Source organism: Roseobacter fucihabitans (assembly GCF_014337925.2).
Taxonomy (GTDB): Bacteria; Pseudomonadota; Alphaproteobacteria; order Rhodobacterales; family Rhodobacteraceae; genus Roseobacter; species Roseobacter fucihabitans.
In genome coordinates this window covers 3,886,930-3,913,629 of the sequence record NZ_CP143423.1, presented here as the reverse complement: position 1 = coordinate 3,913,629, position 26,700 = coordinate 3,886,930, and the positions used below count along the sequence as shown (strand labels likewise).

The following is a 26,700-nucleotide window of genomic DNA, read 5'->3' as shown; positions in this document are numbered from 1 at the left end:
AATCGTGAACATCGCAATAGTCTGGCACCCGCCTCTGTAGCTAGTAGTGTTCACATGGTTTGACAGGGGTAATCACTTGGTTTGATACCGGAAGACACTCGAAGACCACGGGCTATCGCGGATGGGATTTGGGGGGGTGGCTGGATTGCTTTTGCCACCACTGGTGAATGGCGTTCTTGCCGACGCGGCGGTTGGGCGGGAACTCCTTTGCGACCGCCTTTTCCAGCGCCGGGAAAGTCATCGTTTCGATACGCGCGGTGATGAAGGCACGCAGCTCCGGGTCGCTGTCGATCTTGGAGGGGCGTCCGGGGCGGTGTTCGCGCAAGTGGCGGGCGGCATGCGAAGGGGCTTTCAAGGGCGTTTTAACACCTTTCGAAGATGGTTTTAACAGGGCCTTCAAGCCGTCGATCCCCTCTTTGAGCTTTGCCACGATAGGAGCAAGCTTGCCCTGCTCGCGCTCAAGTTCTGCGATGAGGCCTCTGATTTCGCTATCCGTCATCGCGTGATGTTCCCTGAGCTTGAGCCTCGCGCTATCCCCAGCGCTTCGCATTTATCTGTGACCGCCAAAGCGCCGCCCGGTTCTTGGAAGGTTGGTGCCGTTGACATAGCGGCGCGTTGTCGTGTCGGTAACGTGCAACAGGCAACAGGCAACAGGCAACGAGATCCGGGCCTAAAAAGTCGGGACTTGGTAGGCCGCTTCATAAAGCAGGTAAAAGAGATCTCATGAAGACGGTTCGGGCCAGTGAGTTCGCGACAGTTATGGGCATAGCTGATCGAACGGCGCGCGAAGTATTTCGGCAGTGTGCATTGGGGAAAACGTGGCGAAACATCAGCCTGCCAATGGTTGAGCTGGAAGGCGAGACGGGCGGCGTATCAGGCAAGGTGCGCTGCTTAGTGGTTGACGCTCTGCCGCCGGAACTTCGGGCTAAGTTTGAACCACCTTCGAAGGCCATTGAAACACCCCTTCAAACCCTGTTTGAAGAGGGCAAGACAGGTGTTGCACCGGCGCTGGCGTGCTGGCGTTGGTCGGTCATTTCCGATGTCTACGGCATGCCCAGTGGACCGGATAAGACGGCTGAAATCGCGCGCATTGCCCAGCAGAGGCACCATTTTCGGGGTGTAGACGTATCCATTGCTAAAAACCACCATCTACGACTGGATGCAGCGCTACGGCGAAGGTGGCTTTGGCGCGCTCGCCTCAGAGGCGCGCGCAGATCGCGGCAAGCGGCGTGTTCTGATATCCCGAAACTGGGATGGGAACATCGACCTTGATGACGACGCGAAAGAGCGTGTGTCCGAGGCGATGGAAAGCTATGCCAAGGCCTTTATCCGCAGCGATGGCAGTCTGCGCAAGCTGGCGCATATCGGATCCCGCAAGCTGGTAGAACTCTGCCAAAGCGAAGGCTCTGACATTGCGGCACCGGTTCTGTCACAGCTCTGCAAGCTCAACGCCAAATGGACCAGCCGTTTCACGGCATTCAAGCGGGTTGCGCGCAAGGATCGCGACGCCAAGTTACATTTTGACAAGGATCAACCTCGTATCGCACGCCACGGCTCTGCCCTGCCGGGTCAGGTTGTATTTGGCGACGTGCACCCGGTCGATATTTGGGTCCTCAAAGAAGGAACGCGCGAGCAAGTCCGGGTGCGCCTGATCGCATGGCATGACGACTGCACACATATGATGCATGTGACGCCGGTTTTGTTCCTGAAAGGCCGTGGCGTGCGTCAGAGCGATATTATCGACAGCTTCTATGATCTGTCGTGTGATCCGCAGTTCGGACTGCCCGGCACCTTGTATTTGGACAACGGCGGCGAGTATGGATCGCTCTTTGGATCATTCCAAAGCTTCCCGGACCTAAGCATGATTGTGCCAGAGCGCGGTGTGATCAAGGCAAAGCCCTACAATGGGCCTGCGAAGGGTCTGATCGAAGGGGCGTTTGGGTCAATTGAACGCCAGTTTATCAAGCACTTACCCGGATACATCGGCGGCGACAGAACCAACAAGAAAACGCAATCTGTCGGCAAGCCGCCAGCACCCTACAGTGGCACCTATGGCGACCTGCTTACCCAGCTTGAAGAGGTCGCGGCCGTTTGCAGGGTCTTTCGCCCAGACAGGCCTTGGCGCGCGCGGTCGAGAATGGATGGCAAGCCAGCCGCATGGATGATCAGACCTTTGATTTCGTGTTCTGCAAACAGACCAGTGCAATGGTGTCACAAGGTGCTTTTCAGTGCTTGGGCGAGCGGTTCTATTCTGATCAGATCGCCCAGCTGGGCCATGGCGAACGGTTGGAAATCAGGGTTCCACTGCGCAGCTCCGCCGAGGGTGTGGCGGTTGTCCGCAACCGCGACATGCTGGGCTATGCTTATCCGCGCCGTTGCAAAAGCGCTGCGCGCGCCGCGCGCCACCTGCGCGAACACCGCCCCGGCCGGCCCTCCAAGATCGACAGCGATCCGGAGCTGCATGCGTTCATCAACGCGCGTATCGAAACGACGACTTTCCCGGCGCTGGAAAAGGCGGTCGCAAAGAAGTTCCCGCCCAAACGCCGCGTCGGCAAGAACGCCATTCACCAGTGATGGCAAAAGCAATCCAGCCCCCCCAAATCCCATCCTGAATAGCCCGTGGTCACCGAGGGTCCTCCAGATTAAAAGGTATCACTCCAGATTAATTGGTAACACTACAGAGGCGTCGAAAGAGCTTCATGGGTCTTGGGCAAACAGCACAGGCATAAGGTTAGGCGCGGTGGGTCCTAGCCTTCGCGAAACGCGCGCGTGAAGTAGTCGGTCAGCGGCTTTGCAAGGTAGTTGAGCGGAGACCGTTCTGCGGTCTTGATAAAGGCCTCGACCGGCATGCCAGGCAGCAGCGTTTGCCCGCCAAGCTTCTCCATTTCCCCTTCCGAGGGAATCAATTCTACCTGATAATACGACATACCCGTGGCCTGATCGGTGAAAACATCCGCCGACAGTTTCGTCACATGGCCAAAAATCTCAGGCGTCATGCGTTGATCGAAGGCTGCAAAGCGCAATGAGGCGGATTGACCCACATGAACCTGATCCACATGAATGGGATCAACACGCGCTGAAACGACCATCGGTTGATCTTGTGGGATAATGAACATGATCGGCTCGGCGGGTGAGACGACAGATTGCAGTGCAAACACGCGCGAATCGTAAATCACACCCGACACAGGCGCGCGCAGGATCATCCGCGACAGGGTCTCCATGGTGCTCAAACGTCGTTGATACAACTCGACTTCCTGAAACTGCAAATCGCGCAGGGTGGTGATCGCCTCTTCACGCAACCGCGTCGTCAGCGCGATACGCTCGATGTTCAGCGCCGCAATCTGGCCGCGCAATTGCGCAACGCCCGCTGTGAGGCTGCCGATTTCACCCAAAAGCCGGGCCTGTTCACGCTGCAATGCCGAAACGCGCGACGCGGGCACCAGACCCTTTTCGAACAGGCCCTGGTTATCGTCCAATTCAGTTTCGATAAGCTCTTTTTGTGTTTCTAGCGCGGCCAGTTGCGCGTTTGATCCGTCGATCTGGTTTTCGGCCTGCGCGATTTGCTCGGCAATCTGTTCCGCGCTTTGTTGCAATGTTGCTGCGCGTGCCTCAAACAGGCGTTGCTGTCCTTCGAGCAGTTCCAACACGGCATCTTCGCCCGCCATATCCGCCAGTACAGGATCGAGATCGGGTAGCTCTTCCAGACCATCCCGTTCCGCTTGCAGCCTGGCTTTGCGCGCGAGCAGTTCAAAAAGCTGACCCTCAATGATGGCCAGTTCCGAGCGCATCAGCGCATCATCAAAGCGCAACACCACATCACCGGCCTTTACCGTATCGCCGTCCTTGACCGGCAGTTCACCGACAACACCGCCCTGTGGATGTTGCAGCACCTGCCTGTTTGATTCGACCTGGATCATACCGGACGCAATGACCGCCCCAGCGATACGCGCCTGAACGCTCCACACGCCGAGCACCCCCACCAGAACCAGGAGCGCGATGCCACCCACCAGCAAGGGTCCCGAGGCTTTCCACTTACGCGGTTCTGCTTGGGTCATGATGTCACCACCTTGTTGTCTGATTTTTTGACCGTATCAGCTTGTTTGGCATCGCCGGACTTGGGCATCTTCGTCATGGACCGCTGAATGTTGCCCGCATTGGACACCATGGATTGCAAGACCTGATCGCGCGGGCCATCCGCAGCAATCCGCCCATTATCCACCACGATCAATCGGTCACATTCCGAAATGGCCGTTGGTCGATGGGTCAGGATGACAACCGACCGGTTGGAGGCCTTGAACTCGCGGACTGCAAGATTGAGCGCGACCGATCCGTCATTATCCAGCGCAGAGTTTGGTTCATCCAGTACCAGCAGAACGGGATCACCGTAAAAGGCGCGGGCCAGAGCGATACGCTGCTTTTGACCGCCAGAAAGCTGGCTGTCCTCGCTTTGAATGCGCGTCTTATACCCATCCGCCAGCGACAGAATCATTTCATGCGCATTGGCGCGCTTGGCGGCTTCGACGATCTTTGCTTCATCCGGCATCGCCGTCATGCGGGCGATATTTTCCGCGATTGTCCCGGAAAACAACACCACGTTCTGCGGTAGATATCCAATGTATGCGCCCAAGGCGTCCGGCCCGTATTGATCCAGCGTGGCACCGCCAAACCGCACTTCGCCCGCCACCGTATGTGTCAGCCCGAGGATGGTTTTGGCCAGTGTTGATTTGCCCGAACCGCTCTTGCCGATGACGCCCAAGACCTCACCAGCCGCCAGCGCGAAGGTGACACCCGATAGCGTCGGCGTTTTGCCGCCATGGGGCACGACGCTGACGCCTTTGAAGGTTACATTGGCCTCGGGTTGCGGCAAGGCGAGCGTGTCCTGCTCGGGGGGCGTTGCCGCGAGCAACCGCGCCAGATCACTCCAGGCTGCGCGCGCGCGCTGCACCATCGGCCATTGACCCAACGACTGCTCGATCGGTGCCAGCGCCCGACCAAGAAGAATGGAGCCTGCGATCATGGCACCGGCCGTCATCTCGCCTTGCAGGACGAGATAAGCACCGACAGCCAGCATCGCCGATTGCAGAAACAGGCGAAACGCCTTGGTTGACGCGGTGAATAAGCCAGTCCAGTCGCTCGATTTGATCGTCTGGTCCAAGGCCTCATCGCGCAGGCTATGCCAGCGGACGGACACTGCGGATCCCATGCCCTGCGCGCGCACCACTTCGGCGGAACGGCGCACCTGTTCGGCAAAACCACTTGCCTGACCGGAAGAATTCTGCGCCTCCAGCGTCTTGCGGCGTGTGAGGAAGTTGTTGAGCAGGGTCACGGCCACAAGCGTGACCAGGCCGAAAACCGCCATCCACCCGAGCCAAGGATGGAAAATGAAAATCGCGCCGATAAAAAGCGGCGTCCAGGGCACATCAAACAGCGCCAGCATCACGGGAGAGGTGAAAACGGTCTGGACGGTTTCCAGATCGCGCAGGCCCGTAGAGGGCGCGCCCCGTTCCTGTGGCAAAATTGCGCGACGCAAAACCGCGTCAAAAACCCGATCATCCAAGAGAGATTGGAACCGTGCGCCGAACCGCGCAAGCACCCGACCACGGGCGTAATCCAATATCCCCATAAGCCCGTAAAGCACTGCTACGAGTATGAAAAGTGCGGCCAGTGTTTCCTCAGATCGTGATCCAAGGACACGGTCGTAGACCTGCAGCATGAACAGCGGCCCGGTGAGCATCAGCAGGTTCACAAATACGCTGAAAAGGAAAACCGACCATAGCAGCCAAGTCCCTGAGGATCGCGCTTCGCGCAGTTCTGGCATTCCGAGTTCTGACTTTTGGGCCACTGAACCCCACCCCCCTTAAATTTATCAATCCAACGATTTTAAATTCCAAAACCGAAAAAAACTATTCAAAAATATCCATGTACAGAGCACTGAAACCCGGCTTTTGGCAAGCTGCATTCGCAGGTTATTGCGCCGGTAACAGCGATATTTCCTGTCCGTCAGGCTCCCACTTCCACGGCGCACAGACGATTTTCTGCGTCGTTCTGCAACCCGTTTTGTCTCATCGATACCTTTTGAGAGGGAATACGCCTGATGAATCCCGTTCTTGGTTGCGACGAAGCAGCCATGGCAAGGCAGTGGGATGGCGCAGTGACCGTGCCTTGATCGCAGTGCAACCGAGCGCTGGGACAGGTTCACGCGAGCTTGATATGATTGGGGCGGGCGCGGTTTCAACGCCTAAGGTTTTGGTTTTACGGCGCAACCATCAAACACACATACATCAAGACCTGTTTGACGCGCGCAGCGAAACCACCAAGCGTTCTCTGCCCGCGCAGATATGCGGATGATGAAAGCTGCTACAAACCTTACCCTCGGGGTTGTCTTGTGCCACCGGTGTCGGAGATCAAACGATGCCTCAAGGTAGGGGCAAATCCCGACCCATCACATCTGCGCCGCCCAAAAACAGGACCGGGTTTCAGGCCAGCCAATGTTGATAATCACTGACCAGAAGACGTCTGGGGTCCTTATCAACGGTCGCAAAACGACCGATTGGCGCGCAAAAAAATTGTCGGTCTCATCGTCGCTGACCGTTGATACCTCTCCGATCAAAACGCTGCCGCCTTCGCCCCAGAAGGCATGCCAATCGCCCGTTGCGCAGGGTGAACAGGAACAAGCCCATATGATCATAATCCCCCGCGCCGTAATCGGTGATGTCCCAGCCACAGCATGCATTGATCACGTTGCGTGCGCTGTCTTTCTGGCTCTGAAATTTCTGCGGGGTCCAATAGGCGAAGGGCGACAAAGCGAAGCCATGCGCGCGTTTCAGCTCATCGGATTGCGCCATAATCTCGTTGATGCGCGAGCGTTTCTTAGTCCCAACCCTTTCATTTTTCGATGCTATATCATTGCGCCATTCGACTTGTATCCAATTCTAACGGTAAGAAGACGCGATTTGTCAAAAGTTCAGGGGAATAAAATTTAGCAATCCTTTCAAAACTTAAGGCGGCATTATAGCAGGTGCACCGACCTCCTTGAGCGGCCGGCGAGCCTGTCTCAAACCGCTTTTTTGTCAAAACCCAAAAGCGTCACTGGTATGGGAAATGAACGGATCTGCATTGAATTCCATTGGCTGGGATTGGCGCAGGGGCGGCAAGTCGGGGGCAAACCAAATAGTCGATTGCCTCTAAACCTATTACCGCTCTCTTTTGTATTAAAAGCAAAGGTTCTGACATATAAGCCGATCATGTCAAAATCTATGCGTTATCGGCCGGAAATTGATGGCATCAGAACGCTCGCGATCGTTCCGGTCGTAATTTACCACCTGAAAATTCCTTTCGCCGGTGGATATCTTCTGCCCGGTGGGTTCCTTGGGGTCGATGTTTTTCTGGTGATATCGGGGTTTTTGATCACGCAGGTTATTCTGAATGAATTGCAAGATACTGGCAGTTTCAGCATCAAGAATTTCTATACCCGGCGCGCCAGGCGCATATTTCCTGCGCTGATCCTGATGATCCTGGCGTCTATGAGTGCCGCCTTTTTTCTGCTCTCCCCTACGGAATTGCCCCGCTTCAGCCTTTCGGCACTTGCCGCCATCGGATTTGTGAGCAACGTCTTTTGGTTCTTCTCGCTGGGTGAATACGGCGCGCAATCTGGCCTTTTGCAACCGTTTCTGCACACCTGGAGCCTTGCCATTGAGGAACAATTTTACCTGATCTTCCCGCTCCTGCTGCTCTTGATTAAACCGACCCGGCGCCCGGCCCTCGCATTCATCATTGTCATCGCGCTGACCCTGGGCAGCCTCGCGGCGGCGGAAATCACCACGTCGTTCAACCAGCAGCTCTCCTTTTTCTCACCTGTCAGCCGGGCTTGGGAATTGCTGGCCGGGTCGATCATGGCCTTCGCACTGACGTTTTTTCCCAAAGTCGCACAACCCGGACCCCGCATGGTCTGGCTGCTGCCCAAGATCGCCCTTTTTGTGCTGGCGGTCTGCATGTTCACCATCGATCTTGCGCAATGGCACCACCCCGGCGTTATCACGCTGCCCGTAGTGCTGGCCACCTGCGCGATCATCTGGTGCGCGCGGCCACAGGAAACCGTGACGCAACTGCTGTCGACGCGTCCCTTCGTCTTTATCGGGTGCCTGTCTTATTCGATATACCTGTGGCATTTCGCGATCTTTGCCTTTGGTCGTTTGAGCAGTGTGGAAAAGCCCGGTGCGCTGGATATGCTGGCCTGGGTGTCATTAACCGTGGCCTTCTCCATTGCCGGTTATTACCTGGTCGAACAGCGGTTCCGCTTTGCCGCAAGCGCGCGCGCTTTTGGTCTCGCTCTGACGGGCAGCCTCGCGGTCATCGTCGCTTTTGTTGTGATTGAAAGCACCACCGATCTGCTGGACAAGGGGCGCATAGGCGATCTGGCCGTTCTTTACGGCGGGGAATTTTATGACAACGAAGCCCTGCGGAATCAATCCTGGGGTATTCTGGACCGTTTGGCGGGTGAGGGTGAAAGCATTGGCGCATGGAACGCGCATGAGCCTTCCGAAAACGAACGCACCCGGCTTTGGTTTGATAAACCAGAGGCGACCAAGGTTCTGATCATCGGCAATTCCCACTCCAAGGACATGTTTAACGCGCTGTATCTGGCTTATGAAAACAGCGACGCATTGCAGGTCGCGCGTTTCGGCATGGCCACGCAATTTCCACAAGAGCAGCGTGAACAGCTCTTTACCGCGCCTAATTTCCAGAACGCCGATGTCATCATGATCTCCACCCGCTACCGGGCGCAAAGCGTTGAGCGGTTATTATCCAGCATGATCCGCGATATTAAGGCGCAGGGCAAACCCGTGGCCATCGTCGGCAGTACACCCGAATTCGCCTCTCCCGGAACGCTGCCGTTCTATGATTGGTACATTCGCAGACAAGGCAAAAAAACCGACCTGAAGACGGTGAATGTGCTGGCCTATGGGTCTGCGGTCAGCAGGGTTTCCCAGATCGACAGGACCGTTCAGCAGATCGCAGATCGCAATGCGCTGACCTATTTATCCCGGCGTACTCTGGTTTGCCCGGCGGGCAGCAAGTCCTGCACGCTCAGCACATCGCAGAATGAGAAAACGATGTATGATCAAAGCCATTGGACGTTGGAAGGCGCGCTTTTCTTTGGGCGTAGGGCCGCAGAGGCCGGATGGTCGGACAGGCTGCGCGCGGCGGCGCGATTGTGAACCCATTGAACGCGTCTGTGCACATTCTTGCTGATGCCCGCCAGAAAAGGATAATGAACGCCGCCCTTGCGGCGATATCATTGCAGGTCGATTGGAAACCTGCGACTTTGGTGCGGGGTAACGTCAAGACGACAACAGGGGGCACGCGCGGTGAAACGAACAAACCTCGGATCACATGGAACATACCGGCTGGGACGGCGCGCCTTTCTGGCTGGGGGGGCGGCTTTGTTTTCTGTACTCAAAGCCCTGCCGCTTGGCGTCGCGCGGGCCGAGGTTACAGGGCAAGATCTATATGTTTCACCTAACGGGGATGATATGGCCGGGACGGGCAGCTATGATGCGCCGTTTCGCCACCCCCAGCGGGCAAGCTGGGCCGCGCGTCCGGGGGATCGGGTCTATTTGCGCCCCGGCTCCTATGCGCCCTTTGAGGTGTCGGGTTCGGGAACATCGGGCGCGCCGATTACCTATACGACACTGCCCGGCGAGGAACACCGCGCCATCATCCGAGGCGATTTGCGCCGGCATGTGGTGAATGGCGGACCCGGCATAAAGCCGCATCCGCGCACACGCGATGCCATCCGCATCGACAGCAAAGACCACATTCACATCCGCAACCTGATGATCGAGGACGCCTGGCGCTCGGGGATCTATGTGGTCGGCACGCCCGGCGAGGTGCATGGGCATCACATTTTTGCGGATAACGTCCTGCGCCGGACCGGCAGCGCGGCGATTTTCATCTGTGGTTTTCGCCCAGATCATCGCCTGACCCCGGAAGAAACCGAGGTGCTGCGCACAATTGATGTGGTGATCGAGAACAACGACATATCCGAAACCAATGTCGTCACGGATTTCAATAACCACAGACGCGAGCCGGGCGGGGTGGATGAGGCGATCAGCGTGGCCTCTGCGGCGGGGGACGTCATAACCCGGTTCAATGATATTCACGATTCGCGCCAATATGGTGTGGATTACAAGGCGGGCGTGCGCGGTGGTGCGATTTATGGCAATCGCATCTGGAACATGGAACGTTATGGCATTTACCTCGATGCCGGGCGACGTTTCGTCGACGATATCGATGTTTACAACAATCAGATTTGGAATTGCGATGCCGGGATCGTGCTGGCGCGCGAGGCTGATTTCCACAAGGATGAGCCGGTGGAAGATTTCACCCAGCGGCTGCGGAATATCAACATTTACAACAACGCGATGTGGGACCTGAATATCGTCGGGATTTATTGCCAGGGACATCCGGGCGATGGGCCTTTTGGCGTGATCGGGGGCGTCAGGATCAGGTTTAACACCGTATTGAACGCGGCGCGCCGGGGCTCTGGTCGCGAGGCCCGCCTGTCGGAATGGGCGGACCGGGATTGGCGCGCCGCAGGGGTCGTCAGGGATTTTGAATTCATTGGCAATATCCTATGGCGCAGTGATGGCAGGACAAATTTCCTGAATGAATATGGGGGTCATGACGGGTTCTCGGTGCTGGATAACCTTGTGGATGTGGACCCGCTTTTTGCCGATCCCGATGCAAGACCGCCCAACTTGTCCTTGCGCGCTGACTCTCCGGCTATCGGGGTTCTGGATGCGAAATTCAGCGACGGTCCCTTTGAGACCACCCTGTCCGGACATAATCGCACGGATGCCGGAACGATCGGCGCATTTTAAGACGCGACGTTGCGGTCTGGTCAGGCCACCGCTGAGGACGTGCCATACGTGATTTGTGACCCTGACCTGGCGCGCGATGTCGGGGTCCCTGCCAGCAGTGCCGCCGCCCTGTCGCGCAGTTCGACCCAATTCAATCAGGTGTCACTCCTTTTGGCCATTCTGTTTAGGGATAAACCGAATGATGAGATGAAATTTCCCCGCAGGTTTTCAACTGTCCGTCGTGGTTTCCAATTCATCCAATGCCCGCTTGGGGTATTGGGTGAGCAGCTCAGCAACCGCCTGTCTGCAAATGGATCCGCGCCAGCTGGTCGGGAAAACGTGATCCGGCAAAATTGGTGCTTTGAGGATGATCCTGCGCCAACTATGGACCAGTAGAACGCGCAGGGCCGTGATTTCAAGCGGGCTCAGGTGGGGCGCGGTCTTCAGAAAGGTGTTTACACCCTCCAGTTTCGTGGCGAACTCTTTTGACATCTCGACAGTCTCGTCATCGCAAACCCGGCTCGTCATCCATTGCGGAAGCGCGGTATCTGCATCCAGCGGGACCGCCAAAATCTGCGCCGAGGCCGGCACCACGGATGTGATGCAAATGCTTGACGTGATCCAGGCTGCAGGCATGTCGCTTGGCTGTGCCGATTGTCCGGGATTGTGCATGATAAGCCATGCCCGGTCGGCTGCGGGTCCGGATGCATAAATGCGTGGTGATGCCTGGGCGCTTTGGGCACGCCCCCGCGGGGTCAGAAAATAGGAACTGCTGCGACCCGCACGCAGGCTATCAATCCAACCGTCCTTGCGCAGCCGGTGAATGGCAACACGCATCGCTTCAGGCTTGATCCCGATTTCCTCGGTGATACGGCTCAGCAATGCGCCGCTGATTTTCGCGCCGGTGTCTTGTGCCAATTCTCCGAACACCGAAATCAGGAAAGACCAGACGCGCGGGGTTTGGTCTTGTGTCAAATATCTCGAAATATCTTGAAAGGATGTGGTGGGCATATGCGGTTCCTATTCCGCTTAGGCCCGTTTTCCAAGCCTAAGATGCGTATGCATTCATCGTCAAAAGCTCATATTCCGCCACCAGTTCATCGTCCTGATTGCTCAATGTGACGTGCCAGCGCACCTCGCCATATGCCTCATTGCGCGGGGTCTTGTTTTTGACGGTCAGGCGGACCTTGATGCTGTCGCCCGCCTGAACCGGCTTCATGAAGCGCAGCGCATCCAACCCGGTATTGGCCAGCACAGGCCCTTCGTTTGGCTCAACAAAAAGTCCAGCGGCAAAGCTGAGCAGCAAATAGCCATGGGCGACACGTCCGGGAAAAAACGGATTCCGTTTGGCGGCCTCCTCATCCATGTGGGCATAGAACGTATCGCCCGTGAATTGCGCAAACTGCTCGATATCAGCCAGTGTGATTTCGCGCGGGCCGGTTTGGATGGTTTCCCCAATGCCCAACGCGTGGAATGTCCGGGTAAAGGGGTGCGCTGGCGCTGGTATTTCGGTTGCACCGGGCACCCATTTTCGGGTGATTGCGGTGAGAATATCCGGGCTACCCTGAATGGCAGTCCGCTGCATGTAATGCATCACGCCGCGCACCCCGCCCAATTCTTCACCACCTCCCGCACGGCCGGGTCCACCATGGACCATGTGGGGCAGGGGTGAGCCGTGGCCGGTGGCTTCACTCATGCTGTCACGGTTGTTGAAATAAAGCCGCCCGTGAAAGGCACCCGCCCCCATGGCCACCTCGCGCGCGACCTCCGGGTCATGGGTGATCACGGAGGCCACCAAAGAACCTTCGCCACGGTTCACCAATGTGATCGCATGATCCAGATCCCGGTAACCCATGATCGTAGAAACGGGGCCAAAGGCTTCGGTATCATGGACCCGTCGCGCGGCATCGGGGTCGGCGCAGTGAAACAACATCGGCGGCAGGAAAGCGCCATTTTCGATATCCGCGCCCTGTACGTCGAAGTTTTCCGGGTCGCCGAAAACGCGCTCGGCCTCGGTTGCGATGATCCTGGCCTTTTCCAGAACGTCGCGTTTTTGGCTGTTGGAGACCAGCGCCCCCATGCGGGTGCCTTGCGCTTGCGGATCGCCGATCACGGTCTTGGCCAAGCGCGCGCTCAGCGCGGCAATCACCGCGTCAACCTGCGCCTGTGGCGCCAGGATGCGGCGGATGGCGGTACATTTCTGACCGGCTTTGGTGGTTATTTCACGCTCTACCTCTTTGACGAACAGGTCAAATTCCGGCGTTCCGGGGAGAGCATCCGGACCCAGGATCGAGGCGTTCAGGCTATCCTGTTCGGCGACAAAGCGGATCGAATTGCGCAGGATATGCGGGGCAGAGCGCAGTTTGAATGCAGTCTGCGCAGAACCTGTAAAGCTCACGACATCCTGACAGGTCAGATGATCCAGCATATCGCCAAGCCCCCCCGAAACAAGCTGCAAGGCCCCTGTGGGAAGGATCCCGCTGTCGAGCATGATCCGCACGGCGTGTTCGGTCACATAACAGGTTGCGGTTGCGGGTTTGACGATGGCGGGCACACCGGCAAGCAATGTCGGCGCCAGCTTTTCGAGCATCCCCCAGACGGGGAAGTTGAAAGCGTTGATGTGCACCGCGACGCCCTGCAAGGGGGTGGCGATGTGCTGGCCAAGGAAACTGCCGGAGCGGGAAAGCTGTTCCACCGGACCGTCGAGATAGACATGCCCATCCGGCATTTCGCGTCGACCCTTGGAGGCAAAGACGAACATCGTCCCGATGCCGCCGTCCACATCGATCAGGTGATCGGCCTGCGTGGCCCCGGTGGCAAAGGACAGATCGTAAAGCGCCTGTTTGTGATTGCCCAGATGGGACGCCAGCGCCTTGAGCATGCGGGCGCGATCATGAAATGTCAGCGCCCGCAGGGCAGGGCTGCCAATCTGGCGCGCGTGATCAAGCATCGCTTGCACATCCAGCGCATCATTGCCCGCCAGTCCAAAGGGCGCTCCGGTGACCGCGTTGTCGATGCCGCGCGCATTGGCGTCCGGGGCGACCCATTGACCGGCTGCAAAGCTGTTGATCTTCAGAAGGCTCATGGTTTTTCCTTTTGCGAGGAGTTCTGTTGCCCGAAACGCGGTTTTGGTTCTGCATACAGAGAATGTAAACTTGCAGGACCATGACCAGCGCCAAGCGTTCCAAATCTGTGACCCAATCGGGGATAATACGCGGGAAGACCGCAGGTGTTGCAATATCTCTGGCTACGTTTTTGCAGGTAAAGCGGTTCCATTCGGCATGTGGAGTCACGCGCATGGTTTTGAGTGCCACACCCCCGAAAACGCCAAGCCGGATCGGATCAGACCCCAGCGAAATTACCAAGGGCAGGAAGATCGGATCAGTCAAGAGCGGCTTGGACATGCGTTCAATTACGCATCCTGACGTCATATAGACAAGCCGGATCGTCCTGCTCGGCGACACCTTCCACGCGATCACACAGCCGTAAGGGGATCAGGCGGAATTGCGGCATAGACGAGATTGGAAAACACCCGCGGACGACCAGAGGTATCGCTGTTCTCTGCGCCCCCTTGATTGGTGCTTTGAAATTTGGCCAAATAATTGATCGCCGCCCAAGGCTGTTTGCGTTGCTGAACGTATCCGGGTTCGTGACGTCTGCTTCACCGGATTCCCTCCGGCAATAATCAATTGACCAACTGGTCAGTGTATGAGGATATGGATTTATGCACCGCTGAAAGTGACATCCGATGGCTGATTTGGTTCTTGATCAAACCTCTGAATACCAACCAAAAACTGTTCCGCTGAACGGTTTGAGCGTCGATATGCACCCTATGCGCTGGGAGAGGCGCGCGATATTGGCGCACAGGCGGTTCTGTTGATCGAAACGGCTCGCGATAATCAAAGGAAAATGATCATGACACCAAAAGAACGCGCAGACCACGCCGCAGCGGCGATGTGGTCGGATGATGCTGCGTCGCAGTGGATGGGAATGACGCTGGTGTCGGTGGATGAAGGCACCGCGGTTATGTCGCTGACCGTCGCCAAACATCACTGCAACGGACACGGGATGTGCCATGGCGGCATCACTTTTTCGCTGGCGGACAGCACCTTTGCCTTCGCCTGTAACAGCCGCAATCAGGCGACCGTCGCGCAAAACAATACGATCACCTACACCGCACCTGCCCGGCTGGGGGACAGGCTGATTGCGACCGCACGCGAGGTCTCCTTGACCGGTCGCAGCGGCATTTATGACGTGCGTGTCAGCAATCAGGACGATAAGACAATTGCGGAAATGCGGGGCCTGTCCCGGTCGATCAAAGGCCAATTGTTCCAGGAATGATCCCAGCGATGGAGGAGGTAACATGAAAGACCTGAGCCCGGCGAAAGCCGATCTGGACCCCATTGAAATTGCCAGCACCGACGAAATAGCAGCCCTGCAACTGGGGCGGATGAAATGGTCGTTGCGTCACGCCTATGACAATGTGGCGATGTATCGCAAACGATTTGATGAGGCGGGCGTGCACCCCGATGACCTCAGGGACCTCAAGGACCTCGCGAAATTTCCCTTCACCCATAAAGACGACCTGCGGAACAATTACCCTTTTGGCCTTTCTGCGGTGCCAAGGGAAAACCTTGCCCGCATCCATGCCTCCTCTGGCACCACGGGCAAACCCACGGTTGTCGTCTACACCAAAAACGACATCGAAATCTGGGCCGATACGCTGGCACGCAGCCTGCGCGCCTCGGGCTTGCGGGCGGGGGATATGATCCACAACGCCTACGGGTATGGGTTGTTCACCGGCGGGCTGGGCGCGCATTACGGCATTGAAAAGCTGGGCGGGACCGTTGTGCCGATGGGCGGCGGTCAGACGGAAAAACAGGTTGGCCTGATCCATGATTTCCAACCGACGGGCATCATGGTCACGCCGTCTTACATGCTCAATATTCTTGAAGGTTTCCACAAGGCAGGCATCGACCCGCGCCAATCGTCGCTGCAAGTGGGTGTCTTTGGGGCCGAACCCTGGACCAACGCGATGCGCAAGGAAGTCCAAGAGGCCTTCGACATGCACGCTGTCGACATCTACGGATTGAGCGAGATCATGGGTCCCGGTGTGGCCAATGAATGTGTCGAAACCAAGGATGGGCTGCATGTCTGGGAGGACCACTATTACCCTGAAATCATCGACCCGGTTACGGGCGCGGTTCTGGAGGACGGGCATGAAGGCGAGCTGGTTTTTACCACGCTGACCAAAGAAGGCATGCCGATGATCCGGTATCGCACGCGCGATCTGACGCGGTTGTTGCCCGGCACGGCACGCAATATGCGGCGGATGGAAAAGATCACCGGGCGCTCGGATGACATGATCATCCTGCGCGGTGTCAACCTGTTCCCGACGCAGATCGAGGAACAGGTGATGGCAACAGGGGGTCTCGCGCCTTATTTTCAGATTGAACTCTACAAGGCGGGTCGTATGGATGCGATGCGGGTCTATGTCGAGGCGACTCCGGGCGCGCGTGACGAACTTTCCAAGACCGCGGCGGCGCGCATGTTGACGAAACATATCAAGGATATGGTCGGTGTTTCCAGCGAAGTCGTCGTGGGCGAACCCGGTTCGGTCGCGCGCAGCCAGGGCAAGGCGGTTCGCGTGTTGGACAACCGCGACAAGGGTTAAGGCGGGCGCGTTCCGCCGCGATAGAGACCAAGGTGAAAACGCGCCCGCATATGTGCCGAACCGGGCTTTGAGTGCGTGTCGATGTGACCGCTGGCCAAGGCCTATGGTGCCTGGGGCCGGTGATCGATCACCATTGCGCCTGCAACGGCGTGTGGATGTGCGACACCCTCGACATCTATCTTTGCAAGCAGCCGGATCGCATCATCGGTCTGAAAACGGCGTGGTTTGACCTTTTCGAGCGGCTCACTCGCGTCGCATTGAAATCCCTGAAGCGCTCAGGCGTGATCGGGCGGTGCAGATTGGCGGTTTGGGCGCTGGAACAATGCCGGAGGTGTTTGGTGGCAATGCGCGTGAGTTGCATGCGACCGTCCTGTTGATTTTCGCACCGCCCAATGGGTGTCACAGATAGAACAGTACCGCCGATAGCCGCCCCCCTGACGAACCTGCCAGACCGATCAAACGACCTGAATCGCTCGGGAAACGCGCATCTGAGTGCGGCCCATCCGTCAATCCGCAGGACGGCTTACCCCCAGATCTTCAAGGGTCGCCGCGGTGATATTGACCCATCTGTCATGCAATTGCGCGTTGGTCCTGCTGCGCAGGCCCATCGCCTTGAGCGCATCGTTGCGTGCGGTCGCACCTGAGCCAAAGCTATCGCTGACGCGCGGCCACCAATAGGCGACGCTTTGGCTCACAGCATCGATTTCCCCCTGCTGGATCAGCTTTTTCAGACCTTCCACCGCAAGCTCGGTATGGCGCTGTTCGCGCGGCGCGATTTCGCGGATCGCTTCTGCGAAGGGCTGGTATGATGAAGAGAGGAATTCCGACAATTGCACCCCGACCGCGCCCCCCATCAGCATGTTCATCACTACTGCATCGCACCAGCCATCCAGCGGGTAGTTGAGAACCGATAACCGCATGTCGTGGGCATGGCGCAGCGTGCCGGGGGGCGTGTCGCGCGGCAAGCGGTCCGACCAGGGGTGGTGATTGGCATAGCGATCGGTATTTGCGCCAAATTCACCCATCAGCCTGAGGACCTTATCGGCATGGTCGGTCTTTTCCAGAACGATCCGCGCGGCGGCAATCCGTTCCTTAATGCCCGGACCGGCATTGATCACATCGGCAAACCCCGCGGCCCCGGCCAATTCGCTGTCCACAAAAGTGGCCATGATTTTCATCAGCTCGGCGCGGTAGCGCGTGGGGACATTGGCCGGGTTCGTGAGGCGACCGCCCTTTGCGAGGTATTCGGAAATATCCATCGTATCGGTCATGGTCAGCGTCCTTATTGATCGTAATCCACAACCACACGGTCGGTGACGGGGAAGGATTGGCAGGATAGCACATAGCCCTGCGCCACCTCGTAATCCTCAAGCGCGTGGTTTGCGATCATCTCGACTTCGCCTTCCACGAGTTTGCACCTGCACGTGGAGCAGACCCCGGCCTTGCAGGCATAGGGCGCATCCAGCGCGTTTTCGAGCGCGGCCTCAAGGATCGATTGATCTTTGTCCATCGTAAAGCTGCGCGCGGACCCGTCCAGGGTGAGGGTCGCATTGGTCGATTTCGCCGCCGCATCACTGACGCTATCGCTGGGCTTGCGTTTCAGGCGTCCGGGCTGGGCGCTGGCGAAAAGTTCAAACTTGATCTGATCATCGCTCAACCCGTGCGCGCGCAGCGCTTGCGCAATCCCCAGCATCATCGGCTCAGGCCCGCAGATAAACGCGGTGTCCACGCTGTTGATATCGATCCAATGCTCAAAAAGGGCCTCGCATTTGTCCGCATCCACGCGGCCCGTGAACAGGTCGATGTCCTGGGCGTCGCTTTCCAGAATATGGATCACGGTCAGGCGGCCCATGTGGAGATTTTTGAGGTCCTCCAGTTCCTCTCGGAACATGATCGTATTGACGCCCCGGTTGGCATAGATCAGCGTGAAGGCGCTCCCCGGCTCGCGGGTCAGGATGGTTTTCATGATCGACAAGACCGGCGTGATCCCTGATCCCCCGGCAAAGCCGAGGTAATTTTTTGGCTGCTCCGGTGTGATCGGCGTGTGGAAACTGCCCATCGGTTCCATCGCTTCAAGTGTCATGCCGGGCGCAAGGGTTTCGTTGGCCCAGGTTGAAAACGCGCCGCCGTGAACCTTCTTGATGCCCACTTGCAGGAAGCCATCATCCTTGCCCGCGCAGATGGAATAGGAACGCCGTACTTCGGTGCCGTCAAAACTCTGTCGGAAGGTCAGATATTGGCCCTGGATGAAATCGAAATCCCCGCCGTTCACCGGTTTGAGCGTCACAATAACGGCATCTCGAATGGTCTTGGTGACATCCGTGACGGATAGGGGATGAAAACGCGCCATCTGATCTGCTCCTCAGATACATTTGAAATAGTCGAAAGGTTCCAGACAATCGGCGCAGCGCCATTGCGCCTTGCAGGGGGTCGAGCCGAACTGGCTGATCCGGGTGACATTGGTCGATTTGCAGCGCGGGCAGCAATCGGGTCCTCCGGCGGCGCGGGGCGGCGCGATACCGTAGTCCATGAGCTTGGTACGGCCCTGTTCGGACAGCCAATCGGTGGTCCAGGGCGGGCTGATCTGGGTCTTGATGCGTATGTTTTCGATACCCCTGTCAAGCAGCGCGGTTTGGATATCCATCGCGATGACGCGTGTGGCAGGACAACCCGAATAGGTCGGGGTGACGGAAACTTCCAACGTATCGCCGTCCCAGGATACACCCCGCACAATGCCCAGATCGACAACCGAGATCACCGGGATTTCGGGGTCGGGCACGCCGTCAAGCCAGTCCCAGATTTCTGCCACCGCAGGTTTCATCCTACCAGGTCGCGCCGGGATAGGCCCGTTGCAGCCATTGCATCTGTGTCAGCACATGGCCCAGATGTTCGGAGTGCTGAAAGCCGGTTTTCCCGCCCTTATGCGCAAAATCGCCCTCTGGGACGATCAGGGTTGCATCGGCCAGAACCGCGCCGACATGGGTGTCAAATTCTGTGCGCAAATGCACCAGATCAGGGGCAATGCCCGCTTGCGCGAGGGCGTCATCCACCGCGTCGGGCACAAACATTTCGCCCACATAGGGCCACAGCAGGTTCAGCGCATTTTGCATCCGCATGTGGCTCTCAGAAGTGCCATCGCCCAGCCCGATGACCGTGTCACCGGAGCGTTCGACGTGATATTGCACTTCCTTGACGGATTTGGCCGCGATCGCCGCGATCTGTTCATGTGACGCGCCCGCCAGCGCCCTGAGCATCGCCAGATGCCAGGCATCAAACAGGAACTGGCGCATCATGGTCTGGCCGAAATCGCCGTTGGGCTGTTCCACCAGCAGCAGATTGCGGAAATCCCAAACGTCGCGCAACATCGCCAGATCATCCGCGCTGCGCCCTTTGTCTTCGATCTCACCGGCAAGGCCCAGCCACATCTGCGTCTGCCCGATCAGGTCCAGTGCGGTATTGGCCAGCGCGATGTCTTCTTCCAACACTGGCGCGTGGCCACACCATTCGCTGACGCGGTGGCCCAAGACCAACGTATTATCCCCCATGCGGCACAGAAATTCGAAAACTTGGTCCTGTGAAGCGTCGGACATCACATCGCCCCCACGTCGTCTGGAATGTCAAAGAACGTCGGATGGCGATAGACTTTGCTTTCAGACGGTTCGTAAAGCGGACCTTTTTGCGACGGGCTGGAAGCCGCGATATGGCGCGCCTCGACGACCCAGATGCTGACGCCTTCGTTGCGTCGAGTGTACACATCGCGCGCGTTTTTGATCGCCATTTCCTCATCCGGCGCATGCAGGCTGCCGACATGGCGGTGGCTCATGCCGTGCTGGCCTCGGATGAACACTTCCCATAAGGGCCACTCATTGCGCTTGGGTTTGCTCGGTGTTTCGGGCGTGTCGGGATATGCGGAATTGGGCGCGCTCATTCTGCCGCGACCTTTCTCAACTTGCGCTTTTCGGCGTGGGCCAAAAGACCGTCACGCACCCATTTACCATCGTCCCAGGCCTTGTTGCGCGCCGCCAGACGTTCTGTGTTGCAGGGGCCATTGCCCTGAATGACCTGGTGAAATTCTTCCCAGTCCGGCTCTGCAAAGTCATAGCCGCCCTTCTGGTCGTCCCACTTGAGGGTTTCATCCGGAACGCTTAGCCCCAGGTATTCCGCCTGTGGCACGGTCTGGTCGACGAACTTCTGACGCAGCTCGTCATTGGTGTTCATCTTGATTTTCCAGGCCATGGATTGTGCGGAATGTACGGAGTCCTTGTCCGAAGGGCCGAACATCATAAGCGAGGGATACCAGAGCCGGTTGAGCGCGTTTTGTGCCATCGCCTTTTGCGCAGGCGTACCCTGGGCCACCTTCATCATGATGTCATAGCCCTGGCGCTGGTGGAACGATTCTTCTTTGCACACGCGGATCATGGCGCGCGCATAGGGGCCAAAGGAGGTGCGTTGCAGCGGCACCTGATTCATGATCGCGGCCCCATCAACGAGCCAGCCGACCGCCCCCATATCGGCCCATGTCAGGGTTGGGTAGTTGAAGATGGAGGAGTATTTCATTCGCCCATCCAGCAGCATTTCCGTCATCTCGTCACGGCTCACCCCAAGCGTTTCCGCCGCGCAGTAAAGGTAAAGGCCATGGCCCGCCTCATCCTGCACCTTGGCCAGCAGGATCGCCTTGCGCTCCAGCGTCGGGGCGCGGGTGATCCAATTACCCTCGGGCAGCTGGCCGACGATCTCGGAATGGGCGTGCTGTCCGATCTGGCGGATCAGCGTCTTGCGATAGCCCGCGGGCATCCAGTCCTTGGGCTCGATCTTTTCGCCCGCATCAATGCGGGCCTGAAAAGCAGCAAGTCGTTCGGGGTCTTCCTGTGTCGCTTCGGATTTGACCATTTGTGCATACATGTCGTGCTCCTCCCGGTTCAGACGCGTTCGATAAGCATAGCAGTGCCCTGGCCTACGCCAACACACATCATGCACAGGCCATAGCGCCCACCGGTGCGTTTGAGGTGATGTGCCGCCGTCAGGACAAGGCGCGCGCCGGTCATGCCAAGCGGATGACCCATCGCGATGGCCCCGCCATTGGGGTTCACGCGCGCGTCGTCATCGTCCAGGCCAAGCTGGCGCAATGTGGCGAGACCTTGGCTCGCGAAGGCCTCATTCAATTCGATCACATCCATCTGTTCAATGCTCAGACCCGTGCGCTCCAGCAGTTTTTGGCTCGCAGGGGTCGGACCAATGCCCATGATCCGCGGGGCCACCCCGGCGGCGGACATGCCAATAATGCGGGCGATGGGGGTCAGGCCATGCGCCTTGGCAGCCGCCTGCGAGGCGATCAGCAAAGCGGCCGCGCCGTCATTCACGCCGCTTGTATTGCCGGCGGTGACGGAGAGATCGGCACCGTTGATGCCCCTGAGGCTGGCCAGTTTTGCCGCATCTGTGCCGGGGCGGGGGTGTTCGTCGGTGTCGAAAATGATCGGATCGCCCTTGCGCTGTGGCACGGCGACGGGGATGATTTCATCTGCAAAAACACCCGCCGCCTGCGCGGCCGCCCACCGCGCCTGGGACCGCGCGGCAAAGGCGTCCTGATCCGAGCGGCTGATGTCGAAATCCGCGGCGACATTATCGGCGGTCTGGGGCATGGAATCGATACCGTAGAGCGCCTTCATCTCCGGATTGACGAAACGCCAGCCGATTGTCGTGTCGTGTAGGGTATTGGAACGGGTAAACGCGCTTGTTGCTTTTGGCATTACGAAGGGCGCGCGGCTCATGCTTTCAACACCGCCCGCGATGGTCAGGTCATAGTCACCCGCCCTGATCCCGCGTGCGGCAAACCCCACCGCATCCATCCCGCTGGCACAGAGCCGGTTGACGGTCGTGCCGGGCACCTCCTGCGGCAGCCCCGCCAATAATGCCGCCATACGCGCAACATTGCGGTTATCCTCGCCGGCCTGGTTGGCGGCACCATAGATCACATCGTCCACCGCGCTCCAGTCAACGCCGGTGTTACGGCGCATCAGCGCAGCGATGGGCAAGGCCGCCAGATCATCGGCACGCACAGAGGACAATGCACCCGCATATCGGCCAATCGGCGTACGCACCCCATCACAAATCAATGCGTCCACTGCGACTCCTCCCGCAAAGTATTCAATATGATCGAGGTTATATGTTGATGGCCGGAGTCCATCAAGAAAAAAGTTACGGAAATTTGTATCACTTTGTTTTTCGTAACGTGTCTGCTGCACGGGCCTTCCCGGATAACATCTTGCGCAAAAGGGAAGAGAAGGGGCGTGTCGATGTTGAGCATCACCCTGTTCATTCAAAGGCTTGTCCAAGCGCGTCATTCGCCTGATCGCACTCCTGCTTGCCATTGCCCCAGACATCAACGCTTCAAGGGCAGTGTCCCGGAAGCCGACATCAACAAGATAAAATCGTATTTCGAGGGCGTTGAGAAAGATTGCATACCCCGTTAATCACGATCAAACTTAGCTCGGGCAAATGCCGCCGAAATTTGGTACCCATAGGGTGCAATTTGCGAAAGCTGATGTCATGTCTGCCACAAGATACTTTTCCCTCGGTTTGTTGATTGCTTTTCTGGCGACGACTGTGAGCGCGACCGCGCAGACAACAGCAGGACCGCCGCAATTTATCGGCAATCGCACAACCGCGTCCTCCGCAGGTGCCAGTGGACCCTCCGAAGAGCAAGGTGGTGCCAGCCAGCAGGACGCATTGCTGCCACATACCCTCATCGGTGCCGCAATTCTTGAAGCGGCGCGCGAAGAGGGTCGCCATTTCGTTCAGAAACGCAAATTGGAAGCGGCTGAAACGGGCCTCGATTAGAGAAGGAGTTTTGCCCAATCGGAACCGTCCCGTCCCTGTTTTTGACTGTCGTTTCGAAACCGTGGTACGGATTTCGCTGCGCTGGCTTTTGACGTCATGCGCAATTGAAAGTGGTGCAGGCATGATCGCGCGCCCCGCATCATGAAGGGATCCCCTTCCCTTCCGACGCATCAGGTGCCAAAATCGGCTGATGTCAAAAAAGACCCTGAATAAAACCAACCTTGAGGCTCTGGGTGGGGAGAGGCTGGCCGCACTTTTGATTGAGGTCAGCACCGGCAGTGCCGAGATCAAACGCCGATTGCGTCTGGAATTGAGCCACAGCCTCGGGGCGTCAGAATTGGCCCGAGAGGTGCGTAAACGGCTCTTGTCCCTGCGAAGATCGAACAGTTTTGTAAGCTGGCGCAAGCGCAAGGCGCTGATCAAGGACCTCAGGACACAGCTTGCCATGATCGTTGAAAAGATCGCACCGGAAGATGCGACCACCGCTTTTGATCTGTTGTGGCAATTCCTTGAGATCGCCCCTTCCATCTACGAACGTGTGGATGATAGCCGGGGCGATGTCGGCGATGTGTTTCGCTCCGCAATCGCGCATTTCGGCGAGATCGCGCCGCGCGCGCTGATTGATCCCGTAAGGCTTGCGGACCGCATATGGGGCGTTGTGCAGGACAATGGATATGGAGAATGGGACGGCATCATCCCTCTTCTGGGGCCCACTCTCGGGTCATCGGGTCTGGAGCGATTAAGGGGAAATGTGGAGGCCTATGCCGCGGCCCCGCTTGAAGAGGCCCCCGAAGATCATGAGGCGATCCAGTTTTTACGCCAATTGCGCGGCGGTGACACCTATGCTGTGGACCGCAAATCGCGTTTCGTGAAATGGTGCCTTCAGGAAATCGCGGCGACGGCTGGCGACACGAGGGCCTATATTGCGCAATACACGGAGGAAGATCTGCAGCGCAAAGACGTCTCAGCTGAGGTCGCGGGGATTTTGCTTGCCGATGCGCGGGCAGAGGATGCTCTTGCGCTGCTGCTTGGGTCTGAGCAAGACGACCGCAGCCTGGGACAAGAGGCATGGGATGATGCCTATATCGCAAGCCTTGTGGCGCTTGGGCGGAACCAAGAGGCCCAGACCCACCGCTGGGCCTGTTTTTCCGGCGCTCTGAGCGCGCGACATCTGCGTGATTTTCTGAAAACGCTACCGGATTTCGAGGATGTCGAAGCCGAAGAGGTGGCCAAGGCCCATGTCCTCGCGTTTCCGGAGTTCTCAACCGCTTTGGCGTTCTGTATCGACTGGCCTGATCTGCTGACAGCGGCTCGATTGATAGAAACCCGCGCCGATGAAGTAAACGGCGATCACTATCTTTTACTGACGCCGGCCGCTGAGGCGTTGCGATCACGGCACCCGCGCGCCGCTGTATTGCTATGGCGCGCGATGATCGATTTTGCGCTTGGGCAGGGTCGATCCTCACGATATGGCCACGCCGCCGATCACCTTGCGGATTGCGCTGCGCTGGATGCACAGATCACGGATTATGGTGCCTTCGCGACGCATGAAAAATACATCAAGGCGCTTCAGAGCCAACATGAACGTAAATCCTCTTTTTGGGCAAAGGTAACCGCTGTGGTTTGGCTTGATCCGGGTCATCTCGAAACCCGGAAGTAATCCCACCCTATCAACGAACTGGTCGAAAAAGCGCGCCAGAGCAGGAACCTGCGACACCCTTCCGCAAGCCGCCCAAAAGACCAACGGCCTGTGGTATTCCTCGCAGACCTGCCAAAAGGGTTTATCAAAGACAGCCTTTGGTTAAAGACAAGTTCGGTTTGAAAGCCCCCGGATGCAGGCCTATACCATTAAAGAGATGAGACCGAGGGAGTGTCCAATCATGCCAAATCCGACCGCCGCCATGCTTGTGATCGGCGACGAAATCCTGTCCGGGCGCACCCGCGATGCCAATATGTACCACCTGTCGGGAAAACTCTCGCTGGCCGGTTTTGATCTGCGCGAGGTGCGCGTCATAAGCGATGATCGCGCCGCAATCATCAGCGCGGTACAGGCGCTTGCTGCTCAAAACGATCATGTTTTCACGAGCGGTGGGATCGGTCCGACCCATGATGATATCACCGCAGATTGTATCGCTGCCGCGTTTAACAAACCTATCGACGTCAGGGACGACGCCCGCCACATTCTGGAGGCGCATTATGCCAAAACCGGGACCGTTCTGAATGAAGCTCGCCTGCGCATGGCCCGGATTCCGGTGGGTGCCGCGCTGATCGAAAACCCGGTGTCTGCGGCACCGGGGTTCACGCTGGGAAATGTGCATGTCATGGCCGGCGTGCCGTCGGTGTTTCAGGCCATGGTTGAAAGCCTGCTGCCCGGCCTCACAGGTGGGGCACCGCTGGTTTCACAGACCTTGCGAATTGAACGCGGCGAGGGCGATATTGCGGGACCTCTGGGCGCATTGGCGGCTGAATTTCCGATGCTCAGCATGGGTTCTTATCCGTTTCAGCTGCAAAACGGCAAATATGGCTCCAACATCGTTGTGCGCGGGGCTGATGGCGATCTGGTGCAGGGCGTAATCGAGCGGCTCGCCGCATCATTTCCACAATGACGGCGACGCATATCTTTGCGGCCATCGATGGGACTTGGCCTGCTGCGGAAATTCGGATTTTGCCGACCTGGACGCTGCGACGTGGCGGGGGCGGGGGCAAGCGGGTGTCGGCAGCTACGGCAATCGGGCCTGTGCGGGCCAGCGATATAGATCAAGCCGTTTCGCAGATGACCGGGTGGCACCAAGACCCGCTTTTTATGATCCGCCCACAGGATGCGGAGCTAGACCAGCGATTGGAATTGGAGGGTTATGGCATCGTTGATCCGACGAACGTCTATGATTCGGCGATCACGCGTCTGACGGATATACCCATGCCGCGTGTGACGGCGTTTTGCATCTGGGAACCTCTGGCGATTATGACGGAAATCTGGGCGCAGGGGGGCATCACCAGGGAACGGCTCGACGTGATGGACCGTGCGGATATCAAAACGGGGATTCTGGCGCGTTGGAACGAAAAGCCTGCCGGGACTGCTTTTGCCGCGATCAGCAATGGCATCTGCATGGTTCACGCCGTTGAAATCCTGCCCGCCCAACGACGGCAGGGCGTTGCCGCCTGGACCATGCGCGCGGCGGCGTTTTGGGGGCAACAGCACGGGGCCGAGCGCATTTCGGTTTTATGTACCAAAGCAAACAAGCCGGCGAATGCGCTTTATTCCTCTCTGGGCTTTGAACTGGCGGGGCAGTACCATTACCGGCATAAACCTGCGCAAGGAAATTGAGA

The 26,700-nt window shown here is 57.9% G+C and carries 23 protein-coding genes and 1 pseudogene; 10 read left to right on the top strand and 14 right to left on the bottom strand.

What is annotated here, in order from left to right:
• Window positions 1–112 precede the first annotated feature (112 nt).
• Window positions 113–499: a hypothetical protein gene (locus tag ROLI_RS19195; protein WP_187429378.1), complete on the bottom strand. Its 387-nt coding sequence runs from the start codon at window positions 497–499 to the stop codon at window positions 113–115.
• Between the two features lie 224 nt (window positions 500–723).
• On the opposite strand from ROLI_RS19195, the gene ROLI_RS19190 reads away from it, so the two are divergent.
• Window positions 724–1,272 (top strand): hypothetical protein, encoded by a 549-nt coding sequence (locus ROLI_RS19190; RefSeq protein ID WP_187429379.1) that lies wholly within the window; start codon window positions 724–726, stop codon window positions 1,270–1,272.
• 885 nt (window positions 1,273–2,157) lie between these two features.
• A complete protein-coding gene (locus ROLI_RS19185) occupies window positions 2,158–2,574 on the top strand; it encodes a hypothetical protein (RefSeq protein ID WP_187428365.1) in 417 nt (138 codons plus the stop codon).
• Between the two features lie 173 nt (window positions 2,575–2,747).
• On the opposite strand, the gene ROLI_RS19180 is transcribed toward ROLI_RS19185, so the two are convergent.
• From ROLI_RS19180 to ROLI_RS19170, 3 genes and pseudogenes are all read right to left on the bottom strand, one after another.
• Complete coding sequence (locus ROLI_RS19180) at window positions 2,748–4,055, bottom strand: HlyD family type I secretion periplasmic adaptor subunit (RefSeq protein WP_187428366.1); 1,308 nt, start codon at window positions 4,053–4,055, stop codon at window positions 2,748–2,750.
• On the bottom strand, window positions 4,052–5,818 hold the full coding sequence (locus ROLI_RS19175) for a type I secretion system permease/ATPase (protein WP_187428367.1): 1,767 nt from the start codon (window positions 5,816–5,818) through the stop codon (window positions 4,052–4,054). Before ROLI_RS19175 ends, ROLI_RS19180 begins: the two co-directional genes overlap by 4 nt.
• A gap of 658 nt (window positions 5,819–6,476) precedes the next feature.
• Window positions 6,477–6,845 (bottom strand): annotated as a pseudogene (locus ROLI_RS19170) (D-lyxose/D-mannose family sugar isomerase).
• Between the two features lie 399 nt (window positions 6,846–7,244).
• On the opposite strand from ROLI_RS19170, the gene ROLI_RS19165 reads away from it, so the two are divergent.
• Together ROLI_RS19165 and ROLI_RS19160 are read left to right on the top strand one after the other, a co-directional pair.
• Window positions 7,245–9,218 (top strand): acyltransferase family protein, encoded by a 1,974-nt coding sequence (locus ROLI_RS19165; protein ID WP_187428368.1) that lies wholly within the window; start codon window positions 7,245–7,247, stop codon window positions 9,216–9,218.
• A 150-nt stretch (window positions 9,219–9,368) separates the two neighbouring features.
• Window positions 9,369–10,883, top strand: coding sequence for a right-handed parallel beta-helix repeat-containing protein (locus ROLI_RS19160; protein WP_187428369.1), 1,515 nt, complete (start codon window positions 9,369–9,371; stop codon window positions 10,881–10,883).
• Window positions 10,884–11,090: 207 nt separating this feature from the next.
• Here the strand turns inward: ROLI_RS19160 and ROLI_RS19155 are convergent, their stop codons facing one another.
• The 3 genes from ROLI_RS19155 to ROLI_RS23870 are packed head-to-tail and all read right to left on the bottom strand — an operon-like array spanning window position 11,091 to window position 14,293.
• Window positions 11,091–11,873 (bottom strand): PaaX family transcriptional regulator C-terminal domain-containing protein, encoded by a 783-nt coding sequence (locus tag ROLI_RS19155; protein ID WP_187428370.1) that lies wholly within the window; start codon window positions 11,871–11,873, stop codon window positions 11,091–11,093.
• Between the two features lie 37 nt (window positions 11,874–11,910).
• On the bottom strand, window positions 11,911–13,947 hold the full coding sequence (gene paaZ, locus ROLI_RS19150) for a phenylacetic acid degradation bifunctional protein PaaZ (RefSeq protein ID WP_187428371.1): 2,037 nt from the start codon (window positions 13,945–13,947) through the stop codon (window positions 11,911–11,913).
• Window positions 13,832–14,293 (bottom strand): hypothetical protein, encoded by a 462-nt coding sequence (locus ROLI_RS23870; protein WP_350340406.1) that lies wholly within the window; start codon window positions 14,291–14,293, stop codon window positions 13,832–13,834. Before ROLI_RS23870 ends, paaZ begins: the two co-directional genes overlap by 116 nt.
• Window positions 14,294–14,777: 484 nt before the next feature.
• On the opposite strand from ROLI_RS23870, the gene paaI reads away from it, so the two are divergent.
• Both paaI and paaK read left to right on the top strand, forming a co-directional pair.
• Entirely contained in the window at window positions 14,778–15,203 is a 426-nt protein-coding gene (gene paaI / locus ROLI_RS19145) for a hydroxyphenylacetyl-CoA thioesterase PaaI (RefSeq protein ID WP_187428373.1), read from the top strand.
• A 22-nt stretch (window positions 15,204–15,225) separates the two neighbouring features.
• Window positions 15,226–16,536, top strand: a complete 1,311-nt coding sequence (gene paaK, locus ROLI_RS19140) for a phenylacetate--CoA ligase PaaK (protein WP_187428374.1) — start codon at window positions 15,226–15,228, stop codon at window positions 16,534–16,536.
• A gap of 506 nt (window positions 16,537–17,042) precedes the next feature.
• Here the strand turns inward: paaK and ROLI_RS19135 are convergent.
• From ROLI_RS19135 to pcaF, 7 genes are read right to left on the bottom strand one after another with little or no spacing between them, the layout of a single operon-like run.
• On the bottom strand, window positions 17,043–17,807 hold the full coding sequence (locus tag ROLI_RS19135) for a Phenylacetic acid catabolic protein (protein ID WP_187428375.1): 765 nt from the start codon (window positions 17,805–17,807) through the stop codon (window positions 17,043–17,045).
• An 11-nt stretch (window positions 17,808–17,818) separates the two neighbouring features.
• Entirely contained in the window at window positions 17,819–18,886 is a 1,068-nt protein-coding gene (locus ROLI_RS19130) for a 2Fe-2S iron-sulfur cluster-binding protein (RefSeq protein ID WP_187428376.1), read from the bottom strand.
• 12 nt (window positions 18,887–18,898) lie between these two features.
• Complete coding sequence (paaD, locus tag ROLI_RS19125; protein ID WP_187428377.1) at window positions 18,899–19,357, bottom strand: 1,2-phenylacetyl-CoA epoxidase subunit PaaD; 459 nt, start codon at window positions 19,355–19,357, stop codon at window positions 18,899–18,901.
• A 1-nt stretch (window position 19,358) separates the two neighbouring features.
• On the bottom strand, window positions 19,359–20,126 hold the full coding sequence (gene paaC / locus ROLI_RS19120) for a 1,2-phenylacetyl-CoA epoxidase subunit PaaC (RefSeq protein ID WP_187428378.1): 768 nt from the start codon (window positions 20,124–20,126) through the stop codon (window positions 19,359–19,361).
• On the bottom strand, window positions 20,126–20,464 hold the full coding sequence (gene paaB / locus ROLI_RS19115) for a 1,2-phenylacetyl-CoA epoxidase subunit PaaB (protein WP_187428379.1): 339 nt from the start codon (window positions 20,462–20,464) through the stop codon (window positions 20,126–20,128). The genes paaC and paaB overlap by 1 nt, the downstream gene beginning before the upstream one ends.
• Complete coding sequence (gene paaA / locus ROLI_RS19110) at window positions 20,461–21,438, bottom strand: 1,2-phenylacetyl-CoA epoxidase subunit PaaA (protein ID WP_187428380.1); 978 nt, start codon at window positions 21,436–21,438, stop codon at window positions 20,461–20,463. The genes paaB and paaA overlap by 4 nt, the downstream gene beginning before the upstream one ends.
• A 17-nt stretch (window positions 21,439–21,455) precedes the next feature.
• Window positions 21,456–22,658 (bottom strand): 3-oxoadipyl-CoA thiolase, encoded by a 1,203-nt coding sequence (gene pcaF, locus ROLI_RS19105; protein WP_187428381.1) that lies wholly within the window; start codon window positions 22,656–22,658, stop codon window positions 21,456–21,458.
• A gap of 424 nt (window positions 22,659–23,082) precedes the next feature.
• Here pcaF and ROLI_RS19100 point away from each other — a divergent pair, with 424 nt between their 5' ends.
• From ROLI_RS19100 to ROLI_RS19085, 4 genes are all read left to right on the top strand, one after another.
• Entirely contained in the window at window positions 23,083–23,373 is a 291-nt protein-coding gene (locus tag ROLI_RS19100) for a hypothetical protein (RefSeq protein WP_187428382.1), read from the top strand.
• 190 nt (window positions 23,374–23,563) lie between these two features.
• Window positions 23,564–25,033, top strand: a complete 1,470-nt coding sequence (locus tag ROLI_RS19095) for a DUF6880 family protein (protein ID WP_187428383.1) — start codon at window positions 23,564–23,566, stop codon at window positions 25,031–25,033.
• 220 nt (window positions 25,034–25,253) lie between these two features.
• Window positions 25,254–25,979, top strand: a complete 726-nt coding sequence (locus ROLI_RS19090) for a molybdopterin-binding protein (RefSeq protein WP_187428384.1) — start codon at window positions 25,254–25,256, stop codon at window positions 25,977–25,979.
• Window positions 25,976–26,698: a GNAT family N-acetyltransferase gene (locus ROLI_RS19085; RefSeq protein ID WP_187428385.1), complete on the top strand. Its 723-nt coding sequence runs from the start codon at window positions 25,976–25,978 to the stop codon at window positions 26,696–26,698. Before ROLI_RS19090 ends, ROLI_RS19085 begins: the two co-directional genes overlap by 4 nt.
• Window positions 26,699–26,700: the final 2 nt, after the last annotated feature.

Bases quoted from the DNA above. Each gene is read 5' to 3' on its own strand.
- paaA (WP_187428380.1), bottom strand. From the start codon at position 21,438: ATGTATGCACAAATGGTCAAATCCGAAGCGACACAGGAAGACCCCGAA.
- paaI (WP_187428373.1), top strand. From the start codon at position 14,778: ATGACACCAAAAGAACGCGCAGACCACGCCGCAGCGGCGATGTGGTCG.
- ROLI_RS19190 (WP_187429379.1), top strand. From the start codon at position 724: ATGAAGACGGTTCGGGCCAGTGAGTTCGCGACAGTTATGGGCATAGCT.
- ROLI_RS23870 (WP_350340406.1), bottom strand. From the start codon at position 14,293: ATGACGTCAGGATGCGTAATTGAACGCATGTCCAAGCCGCTCTTGACT.
- ROLI_RS19165 (WP_187428368.1), top strand. From the start codon at position 7,245: ATGTCAAAATCTATGCGTTATCGGCCGGAAATTGATGGCATCAGAACG.
- ROLI_RS19175 (WP_187428367.1), bottom strand. From the start codon at position 5,818: ATGCCAGAACTGCGCGAAGCGCGATCCTCAGGGACTTGGCTGCTATGG.
- paaZ (WP_187428371.1), bottom strand. From the start codon at position 13,947: ATGAGCCTTCTGAAGATCAACAGCTTTGCAGCCGGTCAATGGGTCGCC.
- paaD (WP_187428377.1), bottom strand. From the start codon at position 19,357: ATGAAACCTGCGGTGGCAGAAATCTGGGACTGGCTTGACGGCGTGCCC.
- paaC (WP_187428378.1), bottom strand. From the start codon at position 20,126: ATGTCCGACGCTTCACAGGACCAAGTTTTCGAATTTCTGTGCCGCATG.
- paaK (WP_187428374.1), top strand. From the start codon at position 15,226: ATGAAAGACCTGAGCCCGGCGAAAGCCGATCTGGACCCCATTGAAATT.
- ROLI_RS19185 (WP_187428365.1), top strand. From the start codon at position 2,158: ATGGATGATCAGACCTTTGATTTCGTGTTCTGCAAACAGACCAGTGCA.
- ROLI_RS19135 (WP_187428375.1), bottom strand. From the start codon at position 17,807: ATGACCGATACGATGGATATTTCCGAATACCTCGCAAAGGGCGGTCGC.
- ROLI_RS19085 (WP_187428385.1), top strand. From the start codon at position 25,976: ATGACGGCGACGCATATCTTTGCGGCCATCGATGGGACTTGGCCTGCT.
- ROLI_RS19090 (WP_187428384.1), top strand. From the start codon at position 25,254: ATGCCAAATCCGACCGCCGCCATGCTTGTGATCGGCGACGAAATCCTG.
- ROLI_RS19195 (WP_187429378.1), bottom strand. From the start codon at position 499: ATGACGGATAGCGAAATCAGAGGCCTCATCGCAGAACTTGAGCGCGAG.
- ROLI_RS19180 (WP_187428366.1), bottom strand. From the start codon at position 4,055: ATGACCCAAGCAGAACCGCGTAAGTGGAAAGCCTCGGGACCCTTGCTG.
- ROLI_RS19130 (WP_187428376.1), bottom strand. From the start codon at position 18,886: ATGGCGCGTTTTCATCCCCTATCCGTCACGGATGTCACCAAGACCATT.
- paaB (WP_187428379.1), bottom strand. From the start codon at position 20,464: ATGAGCGCGCCCAATTCCGCATATCCCGACACGCCCGAAACACCGAGC.
- ROLI_RS19155 (WP_187428370.1), bottom strand. From the start codon at position 11,873: ATGCCCACCACATCCTTTCAAGATATTTCGAGATATTTGACACAAGAC.
- ROLI_RS19095 (WP_187428383.1), top strand. From the start codon at position 23,564: ATGTCAAAAAAGACCCTGAATAAAACCAACCTTGAGGCTCTGGGTGGG.
- ROLI_RS19100 (WP_187428382.1), top strand. From the start codon at position 23,083: ATGTCTGCCACAAGATACTTTTCCCTCGGTTTGTTGATTGCTTTTCTG.